At 67.2% G+C, this 16188-nt stretch carries 15 protein-coding genes and 1 pseudogene; 3 read left to right on the forward strand and 13 right to left on the reverse strand.

The genetic code is table 11. From position 1 onward, the window contains the following. Window positions 1–431 precede the first annotated feature (431 nt). Window positions 432–1727: a DNA cytosine methyltransferase gene (locus B085_RS0136495; protein WP_051102261.1), complete on the forward strand. Its 1296-nt coding sequence runs from the start codon at window positions 432–434 to the stop codon at window positions 1725–1727. Between the two features lie 92 nt (window positions 1728–1819). Here B085_RS0136495 and B085_RS47825 read toward each other — a convergent pair. The 3 genes and pseudogenes from B085_RS47825 to B085_RS0136505 all read right to left on the reverse strand — a co-directional run. Continuing rightward, a pseudogene (locus B085_RS47825) lies at window positions 1820–2296 on the reverse strand (very short patch repair endonuclease); the annotation flags it as partial. 29 nt (window positions 2297–2325) lie between these two features. Beyond that, on the reverse strand, window positions 2326–3279 hold the full coding sequence (locus tag B085_RS0136500) for a NaeI family type II restriction endonuclease (RefSeq protein WP_018563547.1): 954 nt from the start codon (window positions 3277–3279) through the stop codon (window positions 2326–2328). A 79-nt stretch (window positions 3280–3358) separates the two neighbouring features. Then, complete coding sequence (locus B085_RS0136505; protein ID WP_018563548.1) at window positions 3359–4222, reverse strand: HNH endonuclease; 864 nt, start codon at window positions 4220–4222, stop codon at window positions 3359–3361. A gap of 803 nt (window positions 4223–5025) precedes the next feature. Between B085_RS0136505 and B085_RS0136510 the strand changes: the two genes are divergently transcribed. Together B085_RS0136510 and B085_RS0136515 are read left to right on the forward strand one after the other, a co-directional pair. Continuing rightward, window positions 5026–6549 carry an ATP-binding protein gene (locus B085_RS0136510; RefSeq protein ID WP_018563549.1) on the forward strand — a complete coding sequence of 508 codons (1524 nt, stop codon included), beginning with the start codon at window positions 5026–5028 and terminating at the stop codon, window positions 6547–6549. Between the two features lie 65 nt (window positions 6550–6614). Next, a complete protein-coding gene (locus tag B085_RS0136515) occupies window positions 6615–9599 on the forward strand; it encodes a Z1 domain-containing protein (protein ID WP_018563550.1) in 2985 nt (994 codons plus the stop codon). Between the two features lie 218 nt (window positions 9600–9817). Here the strand turns inward: B085_RS0136515 and B085_RS0136520 are convergent, their stop codons facing one another. From B085_RS0136520 to B085_RS0136565, 10 genes are all read right to left on the reverse strand, one after another. After that, window positions 9818–11191 (reverse strand): tyrosine-type recombinase/integrase, encoded by a 1374-nt coding sequence (locus tag B085_RS0136520; RefSeq protein ID WP_018563551.1) that lies wholly within the window; start codon window positions 11189–11191, stop codon window positions 9818–9820. After that, on the reverse strand, window positions 11188–11361 hold the full coding sequence (locus tag B085_RS0136525; RefSeq protein ID WP_026251821.1) for a helix-turn-helix transcriptional regulator: 174 nt from the start codon (window positions 11359–11361) through the stop codon (window positions 11188–11190). The genes B085_RS0136520 and B085_RS0136525 overlap by 4 nt, the downstream gene beginning before the upstream one ends. Window positions 11362–11381: 20 nt before the next feature. Next, window positions 11382–12836: a replication initiator gene (locus tag B085_RS0136530; protein ID WP_202470688.1), complete on the reverse strand. Its 1455-nt coding sequence runs from the start codon at window positions 12834–12836 to the stop codon at window positions 11382–11384. Continuing rightward, window positions 12833–13114: a hypothetical protein gene (locus tag B085_RS0136535; protein WP_018563554.1), complete on the reverse strand. Its 282-nt coding sequence runs from the start codon at window positions 13112–13114 to the stop codon at window positions 12833–12835. The genes B085_RS0136530 and B085_RS0136535 overlap by 4 nt, the downstream gene beginning before the upstream one ends. Window positions 13115–13128: 14 nt before the next feature. After that, the gene (locus tag B085_RS0136540; protein ID WP_018563555.1) at window positions 13129–13323 is read right to left on the reverse strand and encodes a hypothetical protein; all 195 of its coding nucleotides are present in this window, start codon (window positions 13321–13323) and stop codon (window positions 13129–13131) included. 10 nt (window positions 13324–13333) lie between these two features. After that, the gene (locus tag B085_RS0136545) at window positions 13334–13525 is read right to left on the reverse strand and encodes a mobile element transfer protein (protein WP_018563556.1); all 192 of its coding nucleotides are present in this window, start codon (window positions 13523–13525) and stop codon (window positions 13334–13336) included. Continuing rightward, window positions 13525–13710 carry a hypothetical protein gene (locus B085_RS0136550; protein WP_018563557.1) on the reverse strand — a complete coding sequence of 62 codons (186 nt, stop codon included), beginning with the start codon at window positions 13708–13710 and terminating at the stop codon, window positions 13525–13527. The genes B085_RS0136545 and B085_RS0136550 overlap by 1 nt, the downstream gene beginning before the upstream one ends. Before the next feature lie 16 nt (window positions 13711–13726). Then, window positions 13727–14350 (reverse strand): DUF2637 domain-containing protein, encoded by a 624-nt coding sequence (locus B085_RS0136555; protein WP_018563558.1) that lies wholly within the window; start codon window positions 14348–14350, stop codon window positions 13727–13729. An 82-nt stretch (window positions 14351–14432) separates the two neighbouring features. Beyond that, a complete protein-coding gene (locus B085_RS0136560) occupies window positions 14433–15806 on the reverse strand; it encodes an FtsK/SpoIIIE domain-containing protein (RefSeq protein WP_026251822.1) in 1374 nt (457 codons plus the stop codon). A 5-nt stretch (window positions 15807–15811) separates the two neighbouring features. After that, window positions 15812–16165, reverse strand: a complete 354-nt coding sequence (locus B085_RS0136565; protein ID WP_018563561.1) for a hypothetical protein — start codon at window positions 16163–16165, stop codon at window positions 15812–15814. Window positions 16166–16188 lie beyond the last annotated feature (23 nt).

Here is a 16188-nt window from a genome sequence, read left to right on the forward strand (position 1 = left end):
CAGACTCGGAGAACAGCGGAAGCCCGAGGCCCGATGCCCCATGCCGGGTACCTTGACTCAATCATCTCTCTTCCTGAGCGTCGACTACGGCAAGCACAACCACTCGTGCGAGCCAGGCAGATAGCCACAGCCAAGGACCCAGGACGCACGCATGACTGTCCGGGGAGCACAGCTGAGGCGGGCCCAAGGCGCGGGACGCGTGTTGCGCGGGCGCCCTATCAGAGGCCACGGGCAGGTACCGCGAGGTGTGCTGACCAGGGTCTGCGGAAGCGCTGGCACAGCTGATGCAAGGCCGTGCCCAGACAGGCGATGTCGGTGGGGTGTGAGAAGGTTGCTGACTTAGTAGTGGTGCGGGTGCCGGAGGCGTCGCGGGCGGGATGCCCGTACGCGACAGGAACATTCGCATCAGGAAGGAAGAGGACGGGAGCCTGATGGGCGGCAACACCCCTGAGCTGACATCGATCGAGATCTGCGCCGGAGCCGGCGGGCAGGCGGTCGGGTTGCACGCTGCAGGATTCCGCCACCTAGCCCTCGTCGAGATCGACGAGCACGCAGTCGAGACCCTGAACGCGAACATCAAGAAGAATCCCGCAGACGGCTGGAAGTGGGAGAGTGCCAACTGTGCGATCTTCAACGAAGACGTCAAGCAGTTCCATCCGTACGAGGTCCTCCCGGGCCTGAAGCCAAGGCACCTCGACCTTCTCGCCGGCGGGGTCCCTTGCCCACCGTTCTCCATCGCAGGCAAACAGCTCGGACAGGACGATGAGCGCGACCTCTTCCCCAGGATGCTTGAGCTCGTCGATGAACTGAAGCCCAGGGCTGTAATGATCGAAAACGTACGAGGGCTACTCGAGCCAGCTCACAAGTTCCGCTCTTACCGCAAGCAGATCCTGCAGCGGCTCCGGGATGCGGGATACGTCGTCTGCGGGTGGAACGTGCTCGAAGCAGCAGACTTCGGAGTCCCGCAGCTCCGCCCCCGCGCCATCCTGGTAGCGATCCGCGAGGACTGCTACCGCGGGTTCACCTGGCCAAAGAAGGGCGACGTCCCGCAAAAGTACGTCTTCGAGACTCTCCAAAAGAGCATGCAGCACAGGTGCGGCACCGAAGGGGGCAAGGGCCCTGGGCTCAAGACTCCCACGCAGCGGGCTCTAGCAGCCAAGGCCTACAAAAAGTGGGCCGACGACGCAAATGGCGTGCCCCTTGGCATTGCCCCGACCCTCGTGGGCGGTTCCAAAAAGCACGGCGGAGCGGACCTCGGTCCCACTCGCGCCAAGAAGGCCTGGACAGCCTTTGGCGTCAATGGACTTGGCGTGGCCAACGAGGAGGACGACCGGCATTTCGAGCGGGATCTTGATCGTGACCTGCTCGACCTCGAGAAGGGCATCATGCTCACGGTGTCCCAGGCCGCCCTCATCCAGGGCTTCCCCGACGACTGGAAATTCCAGGGCGGCAAGACGGCCCGTTACCGCCAGGTGGGCAATGCCTTCCCGCCACCAGTCGCGGAAGCGGTCGGCCGTGCCATCGCCGAGGCGCTGGGGCGCACCGGTCCGCTCGTGCCAGCACCAGTCCTGGAGGACGACAGGTACGAGGACATCCACGCACAGGAGCTACTGCCGATCTCCGCAGACACCAGCGCCGGCATCAAGGACGGGGCAACAGAGATCGTGATGATCCCCGCGCCTGGAGTGGCCGAGCCTGCCGAGGAAGCACTGACCCTCGCCGACTGACCGTCGGACCGCAGCCTCGAGGTGCCCCCGCGCAGCGCAGCATCTGCGCGGGGGCACGCAAGTGCCTTAGCAAGCGCAACCGGAAGGTCCACTTAGGAACGCGAGCCGCCGTCCGTAGGAGCTGACTGAGTGCTGCCTGCCCTGTCGGCTTCCTGGCGGCGCTCCTGGACGGCTGCGACGACCACAGCGGCACAAGTATCTGCTGACTGATGCTCCCAGAAGCGGAGAACCAGCCAGCCCTCTGCCACCAGGCGTGCATCAGTGTCGCGGTCCCGCTGCACGTTCCGGCTGATCTTTTCGTTCCAGTAGTCGGCATTCGTCCTAGGTGCAACGAAGTGCTCTGGGCAGCCGTGCCAGAAGCACCCGTCGATGAACACAGCAACCCGCGTAGGCCGGAACAGCAGGTCGGCGGTGCGCCGCATGCCAGGCAGCGGCTTGGCCGCTACCCGGTAGCGCAGTCCGGCAGCATGCACCAGCGAGCGCAGCACCCGCTCCGGAGCGGTGTCGCGGCTGCGGATCGCCTGCATGTTGCGGCGACGCGCAGCCGAGGAAGCCCACGAGCCCTCGGGGGCGACCCACTCTTCCTGGGCTCCGGCGGCTACCGCTCCGGCAGCATGGGCGCCTCCGCCTTCGGGTCGCCGTCCCGTGCCACCACCCACTTGCCGCCCTCCAGCTCTGCCCACGGCACGTCCGCATGCTCTGGAGTCCAGGGTGCCAGACGTACGCTGACGGACTCACCCGCGCCAGGCTCGGGCAGCCCCAGAGCTTGGGCCACGGCCTGGTGATTCCCGTACTGGCCGAGAATCACGATCCCCTCCGGCCGGAGAGCCGAACGGGAGCCCCCGTTGTAGCGCACACGCTTCATGTAGTCGTCCTGCTGCGCCACAGTCGCTACCACGCTCCGGGAGACGACACGGCCCTGTGTCCGGCGGAACAGCTCGTGCACGCGCTGGGTCCCGTGCTTGGGCGCGAAGATCGCGTCTATGTCCTCCTGCGAGAGGCGCAGCAGAATATTCTCCTGAAGCGGCTCGTCCCTGAACAGCCAGTGGACCGCAGTCTCACGGGCAGCCGCCGTCAGGGAGCGCTTTCCGTCGCGATTGCCCTCCTTCTTGGTCAGCACTTCCTCGACGACCCTGAAGAGCCCCGCCGACCAGATACCAGCCTTGTCGCTGGCCCAGACACCCAGGCAGAGGTGGCCCATGGCCTCCGGCGGGATCATCCACTTCCCGATGTCCTGGGAGTACTTGCAGTCGACATCGGCACCAGCAATGGAGTAGTCCATCTTGTCGCCGTCGGCGAACCCGAAGGCGCGCTGGAGGTTGATCTCGACAAGGGTGCCAGCGTGAGTCTTCTCCGTCTTGTGCAGCTGCTCCCAGCGGAAGCGGCCTGTGTGCTGGCCGTCAAGGAGCATGTCAAAGGTGCGGCGCAGAGCGGCGCTGAACTTCTCGCCGTGAGGATCCGCCGCCAGAATCGCAGCCCGGACCTCCTCCAGCTGAGGGTCGGGGGACGCATCAGGAGCAGCAGGGAACAGCGGCGGCTGGGCAGCCGACATGGCAGACACCTTCCTTGCGGGAACATTCGGGGATACGTGCGGGTGGTGCGCTGTCCGGTACTGGGATCGGGCGACAAGATCAGCCGAAGTCGCGGTCCTCAGCCGCCTTGCGTCTCTTGCGATCGCGCTCATAGTCGGCGACTGCAGCCGGTGCTCCCCCGGCGGGCCACGGCCTCGCCCTGATCAGCTCGTAGGTCACCTCGGTTACTCCGTCGGTCTTCTTGCGGTGGGAAGTGATGTCCCAGCCCAGGACGAACCTCAGTTCTCGCAGTCGCTTCTTCGGGTCGCCCTTGTGCGTGTCCTGAGCAACCAGCTCGATCAACTCGACAGGAGTCGGCCTCCCCATCTCCGAGAAGGCGATGAGGAGTTCACCGATGCGTTCCCAGGGGTTCGTCCGGGCAAGAGCTCGGCCAATGGCCGGTCCCACCTCATCCAGCGAGGCAAAGAATGCCTGCTTGCCATGGTTGTGCTCCTCGCAGAGCGGCTCCAGGTTGGCGAATTCCGTCTTGCCGCCCCAGGACTCGGGGACGATGTGGTCGATCTGGAGTCGCGCACGATCGGGGCCGATGCCGCACATCTGACAGAAGCGGCCCTTCTGGCTGAACACTTCCGCCTGCAGCCGCGGGGAGATCTTCACGCCCGAAGCAGCTGCCTTCTTCCACCCCAGCAGCTGGTAGACCCACTCACCATCGCCGGTACGGCGGATGCTCAGCACGACGAAGTGACTGCGGACCTCACGCAGCCGGCGCTGGCTGTGCACGTTGGCCTTGCCGAAAACCCTCTGCGAACGGGCCAGCCACTCGGCCATGGTGGGCGGGTCATCCCTCCGCTCCAGGAGGAACCGGGCCGCTTCAGCCGTTTCCCGGCTGCCAAACAGATCATCGATGCCGGGATCCCGAGGATCGGGCAGCGGCCGCCCCTCGTCAAGCTCTGCGCGAGACATCTACGCCTTCCTCTGTTCGTACCGCCAGGAGGCTCACCTGACGGATCGAAACCTTAGGCGGCATGAGAATGACCCGCAAGGCACTCCTTCAAGCCGCCCATGCCAGAATGGCCTACACACCTGGACATACAGGGGTGTTTTATCGACTGTCGCCGTCAAAATTTCTTGGCACTCGCGTACTGGCGTGACGGCAACAGGCAGATACCAAGGACGAGCGGAGCCGGGGGCATCCACATCCCCATAGCCGCTGCACCTCCTGCGGTTCGGCGGTCTGGGTGCCCTCCACGACAGGAACCCCACGACAAGACAGACATGCGGGACACCGAAGGCCCCTGGAGACATCCAGGGATCAGAGACGCAGCAACTCACCGCCAGTTGCTCACGCTCGCGCAGTACATCCTCGATGCGGCAGTTTGCCGCCTTCTGCCGCCCGTCGAAACAGCTGGCGTACCGGCTCAGCGGCACCCATGCTGCAGCCCGCCCGTTCGGTAACCCCGGGACACCGGATGTTCGGGCGCGAAGAAGGCTGAGCCCCGGCGACCGGCGGACGAGCGCCGATCCGGCTGCGGTCGGCAGCGAGGCCGACGCGCCCTGGAGCTTCCTGCCAGCCCTGGCCGCAGGCGCGCCGGACCAACCGTCACGCCCACCTCGGCCCTGAAGCCCCGAACACACCGAAAGCCTGTACAGGATCTATCCAGGATCTCCATAATCGTGACTTTGAAACCGAGGCTGCTTGTCCGCTCACGTAGCCCCGCCCGGTGCAACCGAGGAACTGCGAACGAATGACTCACTCTGCATCACTCATGTCCAGCTGGCAGTACGACGTGCCTGTAACCGACAGCACGCGCCTGCCACCGGATGCCGGGTACGCGAAAGCGCTCACGAACCAGGGATACGGCTTTGAGGTGGCCGTGGCCGACCTCATCGACAACTCCATCGATGCCGGCGCGGACTCGGTGGTGGTGCACTTCCTGTGCGACGCCGACCGTGTTGTCTCACTTCTCGTCCTCGACAACGGCCAGGGCATGGACGACGCAGGCCTCGACAGCGCTATGACCGTCGGCCGCAGGCGCAACTACGAGGGGCGTGCCCTGGGGATGTACGGCACCGGCCTGAAGGCCGCCTCCCTGTCGCACGCCCGCTCGCTCACCGTCATCAGCCGCACCAAGCGCAGCCGTGCAGCGGGCCGCAAACTCACCGCGGAGGGCATCGAGGACGGCTTCCGCTGTGACACCGTTGACCCGCAGTTCGCCCAACAGCAGATCGACGTATACGACGGGCTCATCGAGTGGCACGGCACGATCGTGCGCTGGGACCGGGTGCGTGCCTTCGAGACGGTCTCCACCGGCCAGAGCGAGCAGTTCCTCTCCGAAGCGATTTCCCGTCTGGAGACTCACCTCGGGCTCTGCCTGCACCGGTTCCTCAGCCGCGGGCTGAAGCTCGACATCGCCGTATGGGATGTGGAGACCGGCGACGAAACAGACCACATCAGTGTCGAACCGCTGGACCCGTTCGGCTACAAGGTTCCCGGCAAAGCCGGCTACCCCAAGGTGTTCACCGCGCCGGTCGAGGGCGTCGGCGATGTCCGGCTGGAGGCGCACATATGGCCCGCGAAGTCGAAGCAGGCCGGCTTCCGGCACATCGGGGCCCTGAGCGACCGACAGGGCTTCTACTTCTACCGCAACGACCGCCTTGTGCAGGCCGGCGGCTGGAACAACCTGCGGCGCCCCGAAGGCCACCTGGCTCTGGCCAGGATCGCAGTGGACCTCCCTCAGGACGGGAACCGGGTATTCAGCCTCGACGTGAAGAAGGAAGGCGTCCAGGTCACTCCTGCCTTCACCCGCGGCACCGAGAAGGCAACCGAGACCGCAGGCACCTCCTTCGCTGCGTACCTCGCTGACTCGGAGGCTGCCTACCGGGAGGGTGCCTCGCGGTCAGCCATCGAAAGGCCGCCGGTCATCGCCCCCGGGAAGGGCTTTGACCCCAAGGTCAAGCGGACAGTGGCCGAGGAACTCCCGCTGAAGGGCGGAGAGGAGCCCATCAGCATCGAGTGGACAGCCCTCCCGAAGGACCAGTTCTTCGACCTCGACCGCGAAAACCACACGATCCTGCTCAACAGGGCCTTCCGGGACGACTTCAACGACGGGCGGCACGGCGGGGCCAACGATGCGCCCGTCACCAAGGCGTTGCTGTACCTGCTGCTCCAGGACTGCTTCGGTCTCGGCCGCTGGGAGAGGAAACGGGCCGACCGTATCGAGTACTGGAACAGCATCCTGCTTGCGTCGGCGCATGCACAGCGCGAACGCCGGCTGCGCGCCTCATCCTGACCCGTACGAGCAGTAGCCGGACCCCCGCACCGGTCAGTCCCGCCGTCCCGAGAAGAGAACCTGCAGTGAGCGACTTGATTCTGGAAATCCACACCTCCGCCCTGGCCGCGATGGGAACAAAGCCCCGGCCCTTCCTCAAAGTAGCCGCCGCCCTGGGTGACGAGGACGTCCCCAGCACAGACCTCAGCGAGGAAGTGTTCTGCGCCCGGCTCGCCACCGACGAGGCAAACGGCGGTGCGCTGACCGCAGCATGGGCAAAGGCGCTCACGTCCTGGGACTTCGCGGAAGAACCCAACTGGCCAACGGTCACCACGGCGCGAACCGAAGAGCGCCGCATGGCCGTCTACGACCGCCTCCAGCTCGGCGACGGGGTCCGTAAGGCCCTGGATTCAGCCATACCCGTCGCCAAAATGCCAGGCGCCACCGTCATCGCACCCGAGCACACCCCGTGGTACACACCTGAGCGTGCAGCAGCGCGCACCTTCTACTGGCAAGCATACGAGGGGAAACTCCGCAGCAAGGGATGGTCCGAGGCGGCCATCGCGAGTCTGCACGAGGCCAGCCGCGCAGTCGTCGAGCGCCTTACCGACCCCGAGCAGGAGGCCCGGCGTCAGGCGAAGGGCCTGGTCGTCGGCTATGTACAGTCGGGAAAGACGGCCAACTTCACCGGCGTCGCAGCAAAGGCCCTTGACGCGGGCTACCGCCTGGTCATCGTCCTCGGAGGCACGCTCAACCTCCTGCGCGCCCAGACGCAGCGCCGCATCGACATGGAACTGATCGGGCAGGAGAACATCCTGCGCGGCGCTGATCCCGCCGACCCGGATGCCCTCGTGGGCATCGACTACGTGGGTGATGATGAGGAGTGGCCCGAATTCGTGTGCCATGGGGGGCGCCCGTCGACCCTGCTGGCCTTCGACATCGAGCGCCTCACAACGCGCGATAAGGACTACATGTCCCTTGCGCAGGGCATCAAGGCGCTGGAGTTCGAGAAGGGCACCCCGACGCTGCCGCTGTACGACCCGGCCAACCTGCACAGAGCAGCAGCCCGCATCATGGTCGTCAAAAAAAACAAGGCAGTGCTGACGAAACTGGTCAACGATCTCAAGCAGATCCACGGCATCCTCGGAGAACTGCCGGCCCTGATCATCGACGACGAGTCCGATCAGGCTTCCGTCAACACCTCCGACCCCAGGAAGTGGGAAAAGGACTCCACCGAGCGCACCGCCATCAACGCCCTCATTTCGAAGCTGCTGAAGCTTCTCCCGCGCGCCCAGTATGTCGGGTACACAGCGACCCCATTCGCGAACGTCTTCGTCGACCCCGGGGACGCTGAGGACATCTTCCCCAACGATTTTCTCATTTCTCTGCCACGCCCCGAGGGATACATGGGAGTCCAGGACTTCCACGACTTCGAATCCCCCTCGAAGACCGAACCGCGCACAGTCGCCAACTCCCAGGAGGAGGCGCACGTACGGGGAATTTACGAAGGACCCGACGACCGACTCCAGGAAGCCATGGATGCCTTCGTCCTCAGCGGCGCTCTGAAGCTCTACCGCGCCGACCACGGAGTTCCCGGCAAGCCGTTCCGCCACCACACCATGCTGGTGCACGAGTCCGTCAAGACGGACGAGCACGCCGCCCTCGCTCTCCGGATCAACACCATGTGGCACCAGGCCGGCTACACCTCCACGGAAGGACACGACCGCCTTGCGGGCCTCTGGGCAGCTGACTTCGACAAGGTCTCCCAAGTCCGCGCCGCCGAGCTCCCCAACCCCAAGTCATATGACGAACTCCGGCCGTATGTCAGCCGCGCCCGCCAGCTCATCGCCAAGGGCGGCAACCCCGTCATCGTCGTCAACGGCAACTCGGACAAATACTTCGAACAGCTGGACCTCGATTTCGACCGCACACCAAATATCTGGAAGATCCTGGTTGGAGGCACCAAACTGTCCCGCGGCTTCACCGTCGAGGGTCTGACCACCACCTACTACCGCCGAACCGCCCGCCAGGCAGACACCCTGATGCAGATGGGCCGCTGGTTCGGCTTCCGGCCTGGCTACCGGGACCTTGTGCGGCTCTACATCGGGCGGGAGGAGTCGCTGACCAAAACCACGACGGCGGACCTCTACGAGGCGTTCGAGGCCATCTGCCGCGACGAGGAGCTCTTCCGTCAGCAACTCGCACAGTACGCCGAATTGGTGGACGGCAAACCGCAACTCACGCCCGCACAGGTACCGCCGCTGGTGGCCCAGCACCTCGCTTGGGTCAAGCCATCGGCAAGGAACAAGATGTTCAACGCAGAACTCGTCGAAATACGCTCCCCGGGCAAGCCGATCGAGCCCGCCGCCTATCCGACCGACGAATCGGCCTTGCGGCGCAACACCGAGCGGTGGCGCAAACTGCTCGGCGCCCTGGCCTCGGAACCCGTTGCCTTCACCAGCCCGCCAAGCGCCGACGGCACCCCGGGCGCGAAATTCTCCGCCCTGACAGCCCGGGTCAGCCACCCCGAACTGATCGCAGTCCTCAGCCAGCTGGAATGGGAGCGTGACGGGATTTTCCAGCCCCACCTGAACTACCTTGCTCAGCTGGACGGCACCCTCGCCAAGGTCGATGACTGGCTCCTGATCGCGCCACAGCTCGCCAAGACGGACCGGGTCGAGGCCGCCGTGCTGAACTCGGCCCCGCTCTCGCTGGTGCGGCGCCAGCGCCAGGCAGGTAAGACTGCCTTCGGGCGTATCTCAGGCCTGGAGCACCGATCGGCAGCCCAGCGGCTGATCGATGCGGCCGATGATCCCGCTACAGCACCTGCACCTATCGGCCCCGGTACCGGTGTGGCCCTGCTCTACCCCGTTGTCGAAGCCAAAGCCGGTGCAGATCTCAGCGCCGCTGCCGGAGTCTCACACGGCAAGGCCAACCCCGCCAAACTGGTCATCGCATTCACCTTGATCCCCCCGAAGTCAGCGACAGACTCCTCCCGCCGCCTTGTCCGCTTCCAGGCGAAGGATTCCACCCACATCGACGCCGCGATCGTGGCAGCACCTACGGAGTGACGTCCCGCGTGACTGCCCGCCGATGCCGGCAGCAAAGGCCTGGCGGGCAGTCACGCCGCTTCTCCAGAACCCGAGTGCCATGAGCAGCTGCATACCGCCGGGAGCGGCCTCAGGACGGGCATCTGCGGTCAGCATCTTGAGGCATCAGCCAGGTCAACCGCCGGAAACAGCACCCGGGCCCGCCACGCGCTCGCAGCGGGGCGGGTGCGGACCGATCGTCACTCGTATTCGCGCAACAGGTCCTCGATGCGGCGGTTCGCGACTTCCTGCCGTCCGTCGATGCACTTGGCGTACCGGCTCAGCAGGACCTCCACGCTGTTGCCTGCCCGTTCGGCGACCTCGGTGGCGTCCACCCCGGCGTTCAGCCACGTAGACAGCGCCGAGTGCCGCAGGTCATACGGACGCCGGGCCAGGGGCGATGCGGCCACGGCCGGCGGTAGCGCAAGCAGGCGAGCCTCCTGCCAGGCCCGGTAGTAGGAGGACGAGGAGACCACTCCCCCACCCTCACTGAAGAACAGCCGTCCGTCGTCGGCCGTGCCGAACGTGTCCACGTGTTCCCGGAAGATCACCACGAGCTGCGGAGGGATCGGAACCCGCCGCACGTCCTCGGCCGGCCGGTTCTTCAGCCCGCGATCGTCATGGCTCTCCCCCGAGTCGGTCCACAGCTTCCCGACACTCGGGCGCGTTCGGTGTAGCAGGGCGGAGCCCCATCCGGTGGCGGGCAGGGTGAGATCGGTCTCGGCAAGCCCGACCGCTTCAGCGGGGCGCAGGCCCCCGAAGTACATCGCCGCGAACAGGCCGACCAGACGTCGACCACGGGCACGCCGGTAGCCGCCGACATAGGACACGGCGCACAGCAGGGAGCGGGCCTGGTGAGGGTTGGCGACAACCCGAGGGTCTACTTCGCTGGAAACCTTGGGCTTTTGCCACCGCACGCCGGCGAGCGGATTCTCAGAGAACTCGCCCAGGTCGACCGCGTAATGCATGGCGTTGACGAGGGTCCGTCGCTTCCGACGTACGGTCTCGGCAGCTGCGGCAGTGCCGTCGAGCTTGAGCTTGAGGGAATCCAGTACGGCGCGCCCGATTACGGGGTCGCCGAGATCAGTGAGGGGGCGCGAAGCCTTGGCGACCCAGTGAAGGACATTCCCCATGTCCAGTGGAATTTCACGGTCGTTCGGCCCCGGCAGAACGAAAGCCCAGTTACGAAGGGCCTTGCGCAGGTCCTCCGCGGCCGGACGGCCAGGACGCTCGTCGAGGAGTGCCACGGTCACCGACGCCAGGGATTCGTTGATGCTGACACGAGTGTTCGGCGCTGCATGCGGCCACTTCATGGCTAGGTACCTGAGCGCGAATTCGTACCAGGTCAGCGAGGCCTTCTTCTCCGCCATCGACTCGGGGAGACCGCTCTCAACGTCGAACTCCTCACCGTCATGCGAAGCCCGCAGCAGTTTGGAGCGGTAGTGGTCGGCGAGTCCCTTCGTCCTGAACGTCTCGGAGAAAATCTGGCCGGCCACCGACCAGCGCACGTCGTATGACGGTGTCTTGTAGGGCCGCTTACGGACGCCCCAGATTTTGACCTGCAGAGACTTCATGCTGCGGTCCCTTCCAATTGCCGAAGCCAGGCAACGAAGTCGCTGCGCCACACTCGTAGCTCGCCGTTCGGCAGCTTGAAGGCGTCCGGGCCGTGGCCCAGTTCGCGCCAGCGATAGAAGGTGCGTCGGGACACCCCGCCGAGCTCGGCGAGGATCTGCGGGACGGTCATCAGCTCGTCGCGGCTGCCAGTCACGGTGTGGGTTCTCCTTCCGTTCCGAGGGCGGGTGCGAGTGAGGCCACGAGCCAGGCCTCGCCCGGGGTCAGCCCGGTGCCGGCGAAGACCCAGTGGGAAAGGACGAGCGTCGTCTCGTCGTGACGGTCGATGCCGAGCGCGGTCTGGGCTTCAGTGCGTCGCCATTCGGCGCGGGCGTCGCGCAGGGCGCCGAGGGTCGTGGAGTAACGGCGCGACTTGGTGGAGAAGTGGCCGCGGAAGCCGAGCATGTGGGCCCAGACGCGAAGCCGGAGCTCTTCGAGTTCGGGGCGTGCACCGAGGGTCCAGGCGGTGCGGATCATGCGGCGTGCATGGTCGGAGATCCGCAGATGCCCAAGTTCGGCCAGCAGCCTCAGCGGGCGGTCGAGGGTGCCGGTGGCCGTCTCGGCGCCTTTGGTGGCGTACTTGGCAATGTATGCCGCGACAGCGCGCTCGGTCAGCTCTGCGCCGCCGTCGAAGTCCGCGCCGCGGATGGTGCGGACGTCGAGTTGGCGGCCGAATGCGAAGGAGTACGCGCGGCCGTCAATCACCGGGCCGTCGACGGAAACCACAGCGGACGCCGCCCGGATCGCATCGGCCAGCAGCTCGGGGGTGGCCCAAGCGGGCGGTGCTGTGGAGCCGCCGTCCGGGCCGTCGAGGCGCATGACCGCGTGGAAGTGGACGGCGCCGCGCTTTTGGTACTCGGCAACCTTGGCGAAGGACAGCCGCGCGTGGTCGCGGAAGGCGCGTTGGGTCAGTCCGGCGCGCTTGGCGACCTCGCGGCGCAAGTAGATGGAGAAGCGCCGCCATAAGGCTCCCGCATGCGCGTTCCACAGCACGGCTGCCTCGTAGTCGTAGGTGTCCGGGTCGAGCGGTGTGCCGAGGACGTCGTCCTCCTGGTGGTGCAGCAGCCCGCAGCGGCAGGGGCGGACTTCTCCGCGGCTGTCGGTGGGCCGGTTGTGGACGGGCCCGAAGCCGGGCGCGGTGAAGGTGGCGAACACCCGGGGATGCGTGGCCACGTGCTCGGAGGTTCCCTTGCCACCGCGCAGGCCTGCGGTGATCAGGTGGTAGGTGTCACGGCGGTAGGTCTCCGCGCAGGCGGTGCACCGGGTGGCCCGCCGGTTCTTGCACGCCACGAGGAGTCGGCCGGCGGGGAGCGTCGTCGAGTCGAGGTGGTGCAAGACGGGTCCGACCTCACCGGTTGCCAGGTCGACTCGGTGTTCCGTGCGGTAGCCGTCAAGACGTACCGGTCGTGCGCAGCCACCGAGCCCGGAGAGCTGTCGGGCGAGTGCTGGGAGGGTGCCGAGGGAAGCGAGTTGCCCGAGCTCGGCTACTGGGGGTGTTGCGGGGCGGGTGATGATGTCCTCTGTCCTTTCGGCTTCGGTCGTGAGGGGCTGGGCCTGCCAGGGCGGTCGGATGCTTGGCGGCGTGTTGCCGCCCCGGCGGGCCGTCATCGTTCGGTGGTCGCGTTGAACAGGGAGCGCAGTACCAGGGCAGCGATGGCCACGGCCACGGCGGTGAGGGCGACGGTGGCCAGCAGCGCGGTCAGGACGATGCCGACGACGACCAGGGCCACGACGAGGCCGGCCCCGGCACTCACGTAGGGCGTGACGGTGCGGGCAGGCGCCTGTGTCCCCGCGTGGGCTGCCGAGTGACGGCAGGAGCAGGTCTGCGCGTGGTCGTCCCGGACTGCCAGGGTGTCGGGCATGGCGGGAAGCTTGGGGCGGAGCATGGGTGGGTCTCCTCTCAGTCGTGGGTGCCGTTGACGATCTCGACCCCGGAGCGGGTGCCGGAGTCGATGGCGGGAGCGAGGAAGGTGTCGGCGAGGTAGAAGCCGAAGAGGGCGATCACTACGGCGACCCACATGCGGACTCCGAGGAACTTGATCGCGGCCCAGGCGATGACGCCCAGGACGGCGACGAGCGGCAGGGTGACGGTCACGGGTGCCTCCTCAGCGGGCCGAGCAGCGGTGGGTGCGGGCGGCGAGCTCGGCGGCGGGGCGGCTGTCGTAATCGGTGGAGAAGCCGCAGCGCGGGACGGTGCACGCAGCGGTGTGCTTGGTGCGGCCGCGTCCGTCGAAGTAGGTGGCGACCTGTACGGGGCCGATGCGGCGGACGTTGCGGAACCGGGGATTGGCGGGCATCAAGAGGCCTCCTGGTGGCTGGTGAAGTCGTGGACGTGCTCGGTCAGCCAGCGGCGGATCTCGGCTGCCTCGGCGTAGTCGGCGGCGAGGATGACCGGCTCGGCGACGAGCACAGCTTCGGTGAACTGGTTCTGTCGGACGAGTTCTGCGGCGCGCTTGAGGGCGCGCAGGGTGGTCGGGCGCAAGGGCGGTTGCTCCAGGTCAGGTGAGTTGGGCGGCGATGGCTTCGGCGAGCGGGGCAGCGACGCCGAGCCGGGCGCGAAGTGTGGGCGTGTCGATGGCGGTTCCGGTCCGGGCCCGGTGGTCGTCGGCGATCTTGCGGGCGTGTTGGACGAGGACGGGCGGGATCTCCGCCTGCGGCCGGGCGGGAGGGCTCGCAGGGAGTGCGGACAGTTCCGCCCGTGGTTCCGGCAACGGCTCGGCGTACGCGTCGTCGTGCGGTTCGTCGGCGGTGGAGGGCATCGGCGCCGTGTGGGCAAGCAGCGTGCCGCCGAGGAAGGCGACCGCTGGCCAGCCCGCGACGAGGATGCGCAGCCAGGCCGGTACGTCGGCCAGGTCGAGCAGTCCCGCGGTGGCGACGTTGGCGCCCAGTGAGGCGACCAGGGAGATCAGGAACCAGCACCAGCCGGCCGCCCGGGAGCTCCCGGACCGCAGTCGTCGCCAGGCCGCCACCAACAGGAGGTCGACGGAGATGGGATAGGCCCAGGCCTTCCAGCCGTCCTGCCCGGCCGCCGCGGCGATGTCGTGCAGGTGGGCGAAGGACAGCGCGGCAGCGATGACCGCCTGAATCAGCACCGCATCGACTCGGGCCGGGTGAGCGCGCACGGCACGGCTCCTTCCGGTTTCGGGCAAGGCGGGGGTAGGGACGTGGCGCGAGGCGGTCACGCCGGCCGAGGGGTGGAACGGGTCAGTCGATAACCGGGCGGAGTTTCGGCGCCGGGTCCAGGTGCTTCGTCGGCAGCGACGGTACGTCCGGACGGAACAGCACAAGAGCGGGCACGTCCGGTGCGAGATCGGCCGTCTCGCGGCAGATGGCAGCCGCTTCGGCGAGGGACAAGTACGGGGTGCGAATGCGGGACCAGCCGCCGGAGGTGTCCCCGACGACGGCGAGCCCGGGGCGTTCCGCGGCGATGGCGCACGCGGCCTCGACGGCTTCGGGGGCGATGTCGCCGAGCGCCATCTTCGCGGAGGCCTCGTCGTTGACCCGGTGGCACACGCGACCAGTGAGCTGGGCCCGGAGCATGGTGGCTCCCTTGCCCAGTTCGGCGCCGAAGCGCTGGCCGCACACTTCCAGGTAGATGCCTGCGGCGCGGCCGAGTTGGGCGAGCCGGATGAGGTGCGTGACCATCTCGTCGCGCCGTTCCTCGTCCTTGCGGGTCGCGACAAGGAACAGTTCGGCCACCTCGTCGATGAACAGCACGATCGGGGGCGGGCGCCTGTCCTCGGGGAGGCCCCAGATGTCCGAGGTGATCTCCTCGCCCGACGCGCCGGGAGCGATTCCTTGCCGGGCTTTGATCAGGTCGTAGCGGTCCTCCATTTCCTGGACGAGCGCCGGCAGGAGTTCCGCCGCCTGCTCCGGATCGGTCGCCAGAGCCGAGAGCCGAGCGGCAAAGGGCGCCAACTCCACTCCGCGCTTGCAGTCGATCCCCACGAGGACGACGGGCTGCCTGGCCAGTCCGGTGAAGAGGTTCCTGAGGAACATGGACTTGCCGGACAGGGTCGCGCCGAGGACGAGTTGGTGCGGCACGACGAGGTAGTCACGGACGCAGGCGGTAGCGTCCTCCCGCAGCGCCACCGGGATCTTGAGGAAGTCGGCGCCCGTCTTCCGGGGCATCCGCACTTTCCGCAGCACGTCGTAGCCGACCAGCCGCAGTTCGACGACGCCAGGCTTGATGTCCCGGACGTGGACCGCATGGACGCCCCAGGCGTGGCGCAGTCGCTCGGTAGAGGCGGCCACGTCCGCCGGCTCCTGCCCCGGGGCCAGGCGAAGCCGCATGCGAAGGCCTGTCGATGTCGGGCGAACCAGCCCGCGGCGCGGCGGCACAGGACGGACCTCTCGATGAGTGGTCGCCCTGATGGCCAGGGCCCGCCAGCGGGACGGCTCGACCGTCAGGCCGCATGCCTCCATGGTGGAGGAGTACGAGGCCACCAGCCGGGCCACCGATAACGGCAGCCCGACCGTGGACCAGTACGCAGCCGGATGCGCGTGCCGGGCGTAGGCCGCGCCGCCTATCGCAGCGAGCGGCCCACCCACCTCCACGAGCGTCAGCAGGTCGGACACCGGCGTCAGGCCTCCTGCCCGGCCGTCGCGAACACTCCGGGCGCTACAGCAAGGGCCCGGTAGGCGATGCCGTGGCGGCTCTGCCCGTTGAAGACGCTCTCCCACGGACGGGCCACCAGGCCTGGCAGCGCGACCGGCGAGCCCACAGCCAGCCCATCGGTCACCCCGCTCTCCGGCACGGTGACCTGGATCAGCGAGGACTCCCCCTCGTCGATGTAGACGACGCCCACGGTCATCAGAACCTCGCCGCTTACGGCGTCCTTGGCGATCTCGCCGGTCTGCCGGTCCCGGACCTTGGGCGAAGGTGCCTCGGTCAGCAGGATCGTCGCCGCCGAGGTCTCGACACGGATCACACGCACAACAAATCTCCCTTGTCGGGTCA

It is taken from the genome of Streptomyces sp. BoleA5 (genome assembly GCF_000373665.1).
Classification (GTDB): Bacteria; Actinomycetota; Actinomycetes; order Streptomycetales; family Streptomycetaceae; genus Actinacidiphila.

Coding starts and splice junctions, on each gene's coding strand:
- B085_RS0136535 (WP_018563554.1), bottom strand. CDS start 13,114: ATGCTCCGCCCCAAGCTTCCCGCCATGCCCGACACCCTGGCAGTCCGG.
- B085_RS0136505 (WP_018563548.1), bottom strand. CDS start 4,222: ATGTCTCGCGCAGAGCTTGACGAGGGGCGGCCGCTGCCCGATCCTCGG.
- B085_RS0136520 (WP_018563551.1), bottom strand. CDS start 11,191: ATGAAGTCTCTGCAGGTCAAAATCTGGGGCGTCCGTAAGCGGCCCTAC.
- B085_RS0136500 (WP_018563547.1), bottom strand. CDS start 3,279: ATGTCGGCTGCCCAGCCGCCGCTGTTCCCTGCTGCTCCTGATGCGTCC.
- B085_RS0136510 (WP_018563549.1), top strand. CDS start 5,026: ATGTCCAGCTGGCAGTACGACGTGCCTGTAACCGACAGCACGCGCCTG.
- B085_RS0136525 (WP_026251821.1), bottom strand. CDS start 11,361: ATGACCGTCCCGCAGATCCTCGCCGAGCTCGGCGGGGTGTCCCGACGC.
- B085_RS0136530 (WP_202470688.1), bottom strand. CDS start 12,836: ATGACGGCCCGCCGGGGCGGCAACACGCCGCCAAGCATCCGACCGCCC.
- B085_RS0136545 (WP_018563556.1), bottom strand. CDS start 13,525: ATGCCCGCCAATCCCCGGTTCCGCAACGTCCGCCGCATCGGCCCCGTA.
- B085_RS0136495 (WP_051102261.1), top strand. CDS start 432: ATGGGCGGCAACACCCCTGAGCTGACATCGATCGAGATCTGCGCCGGA.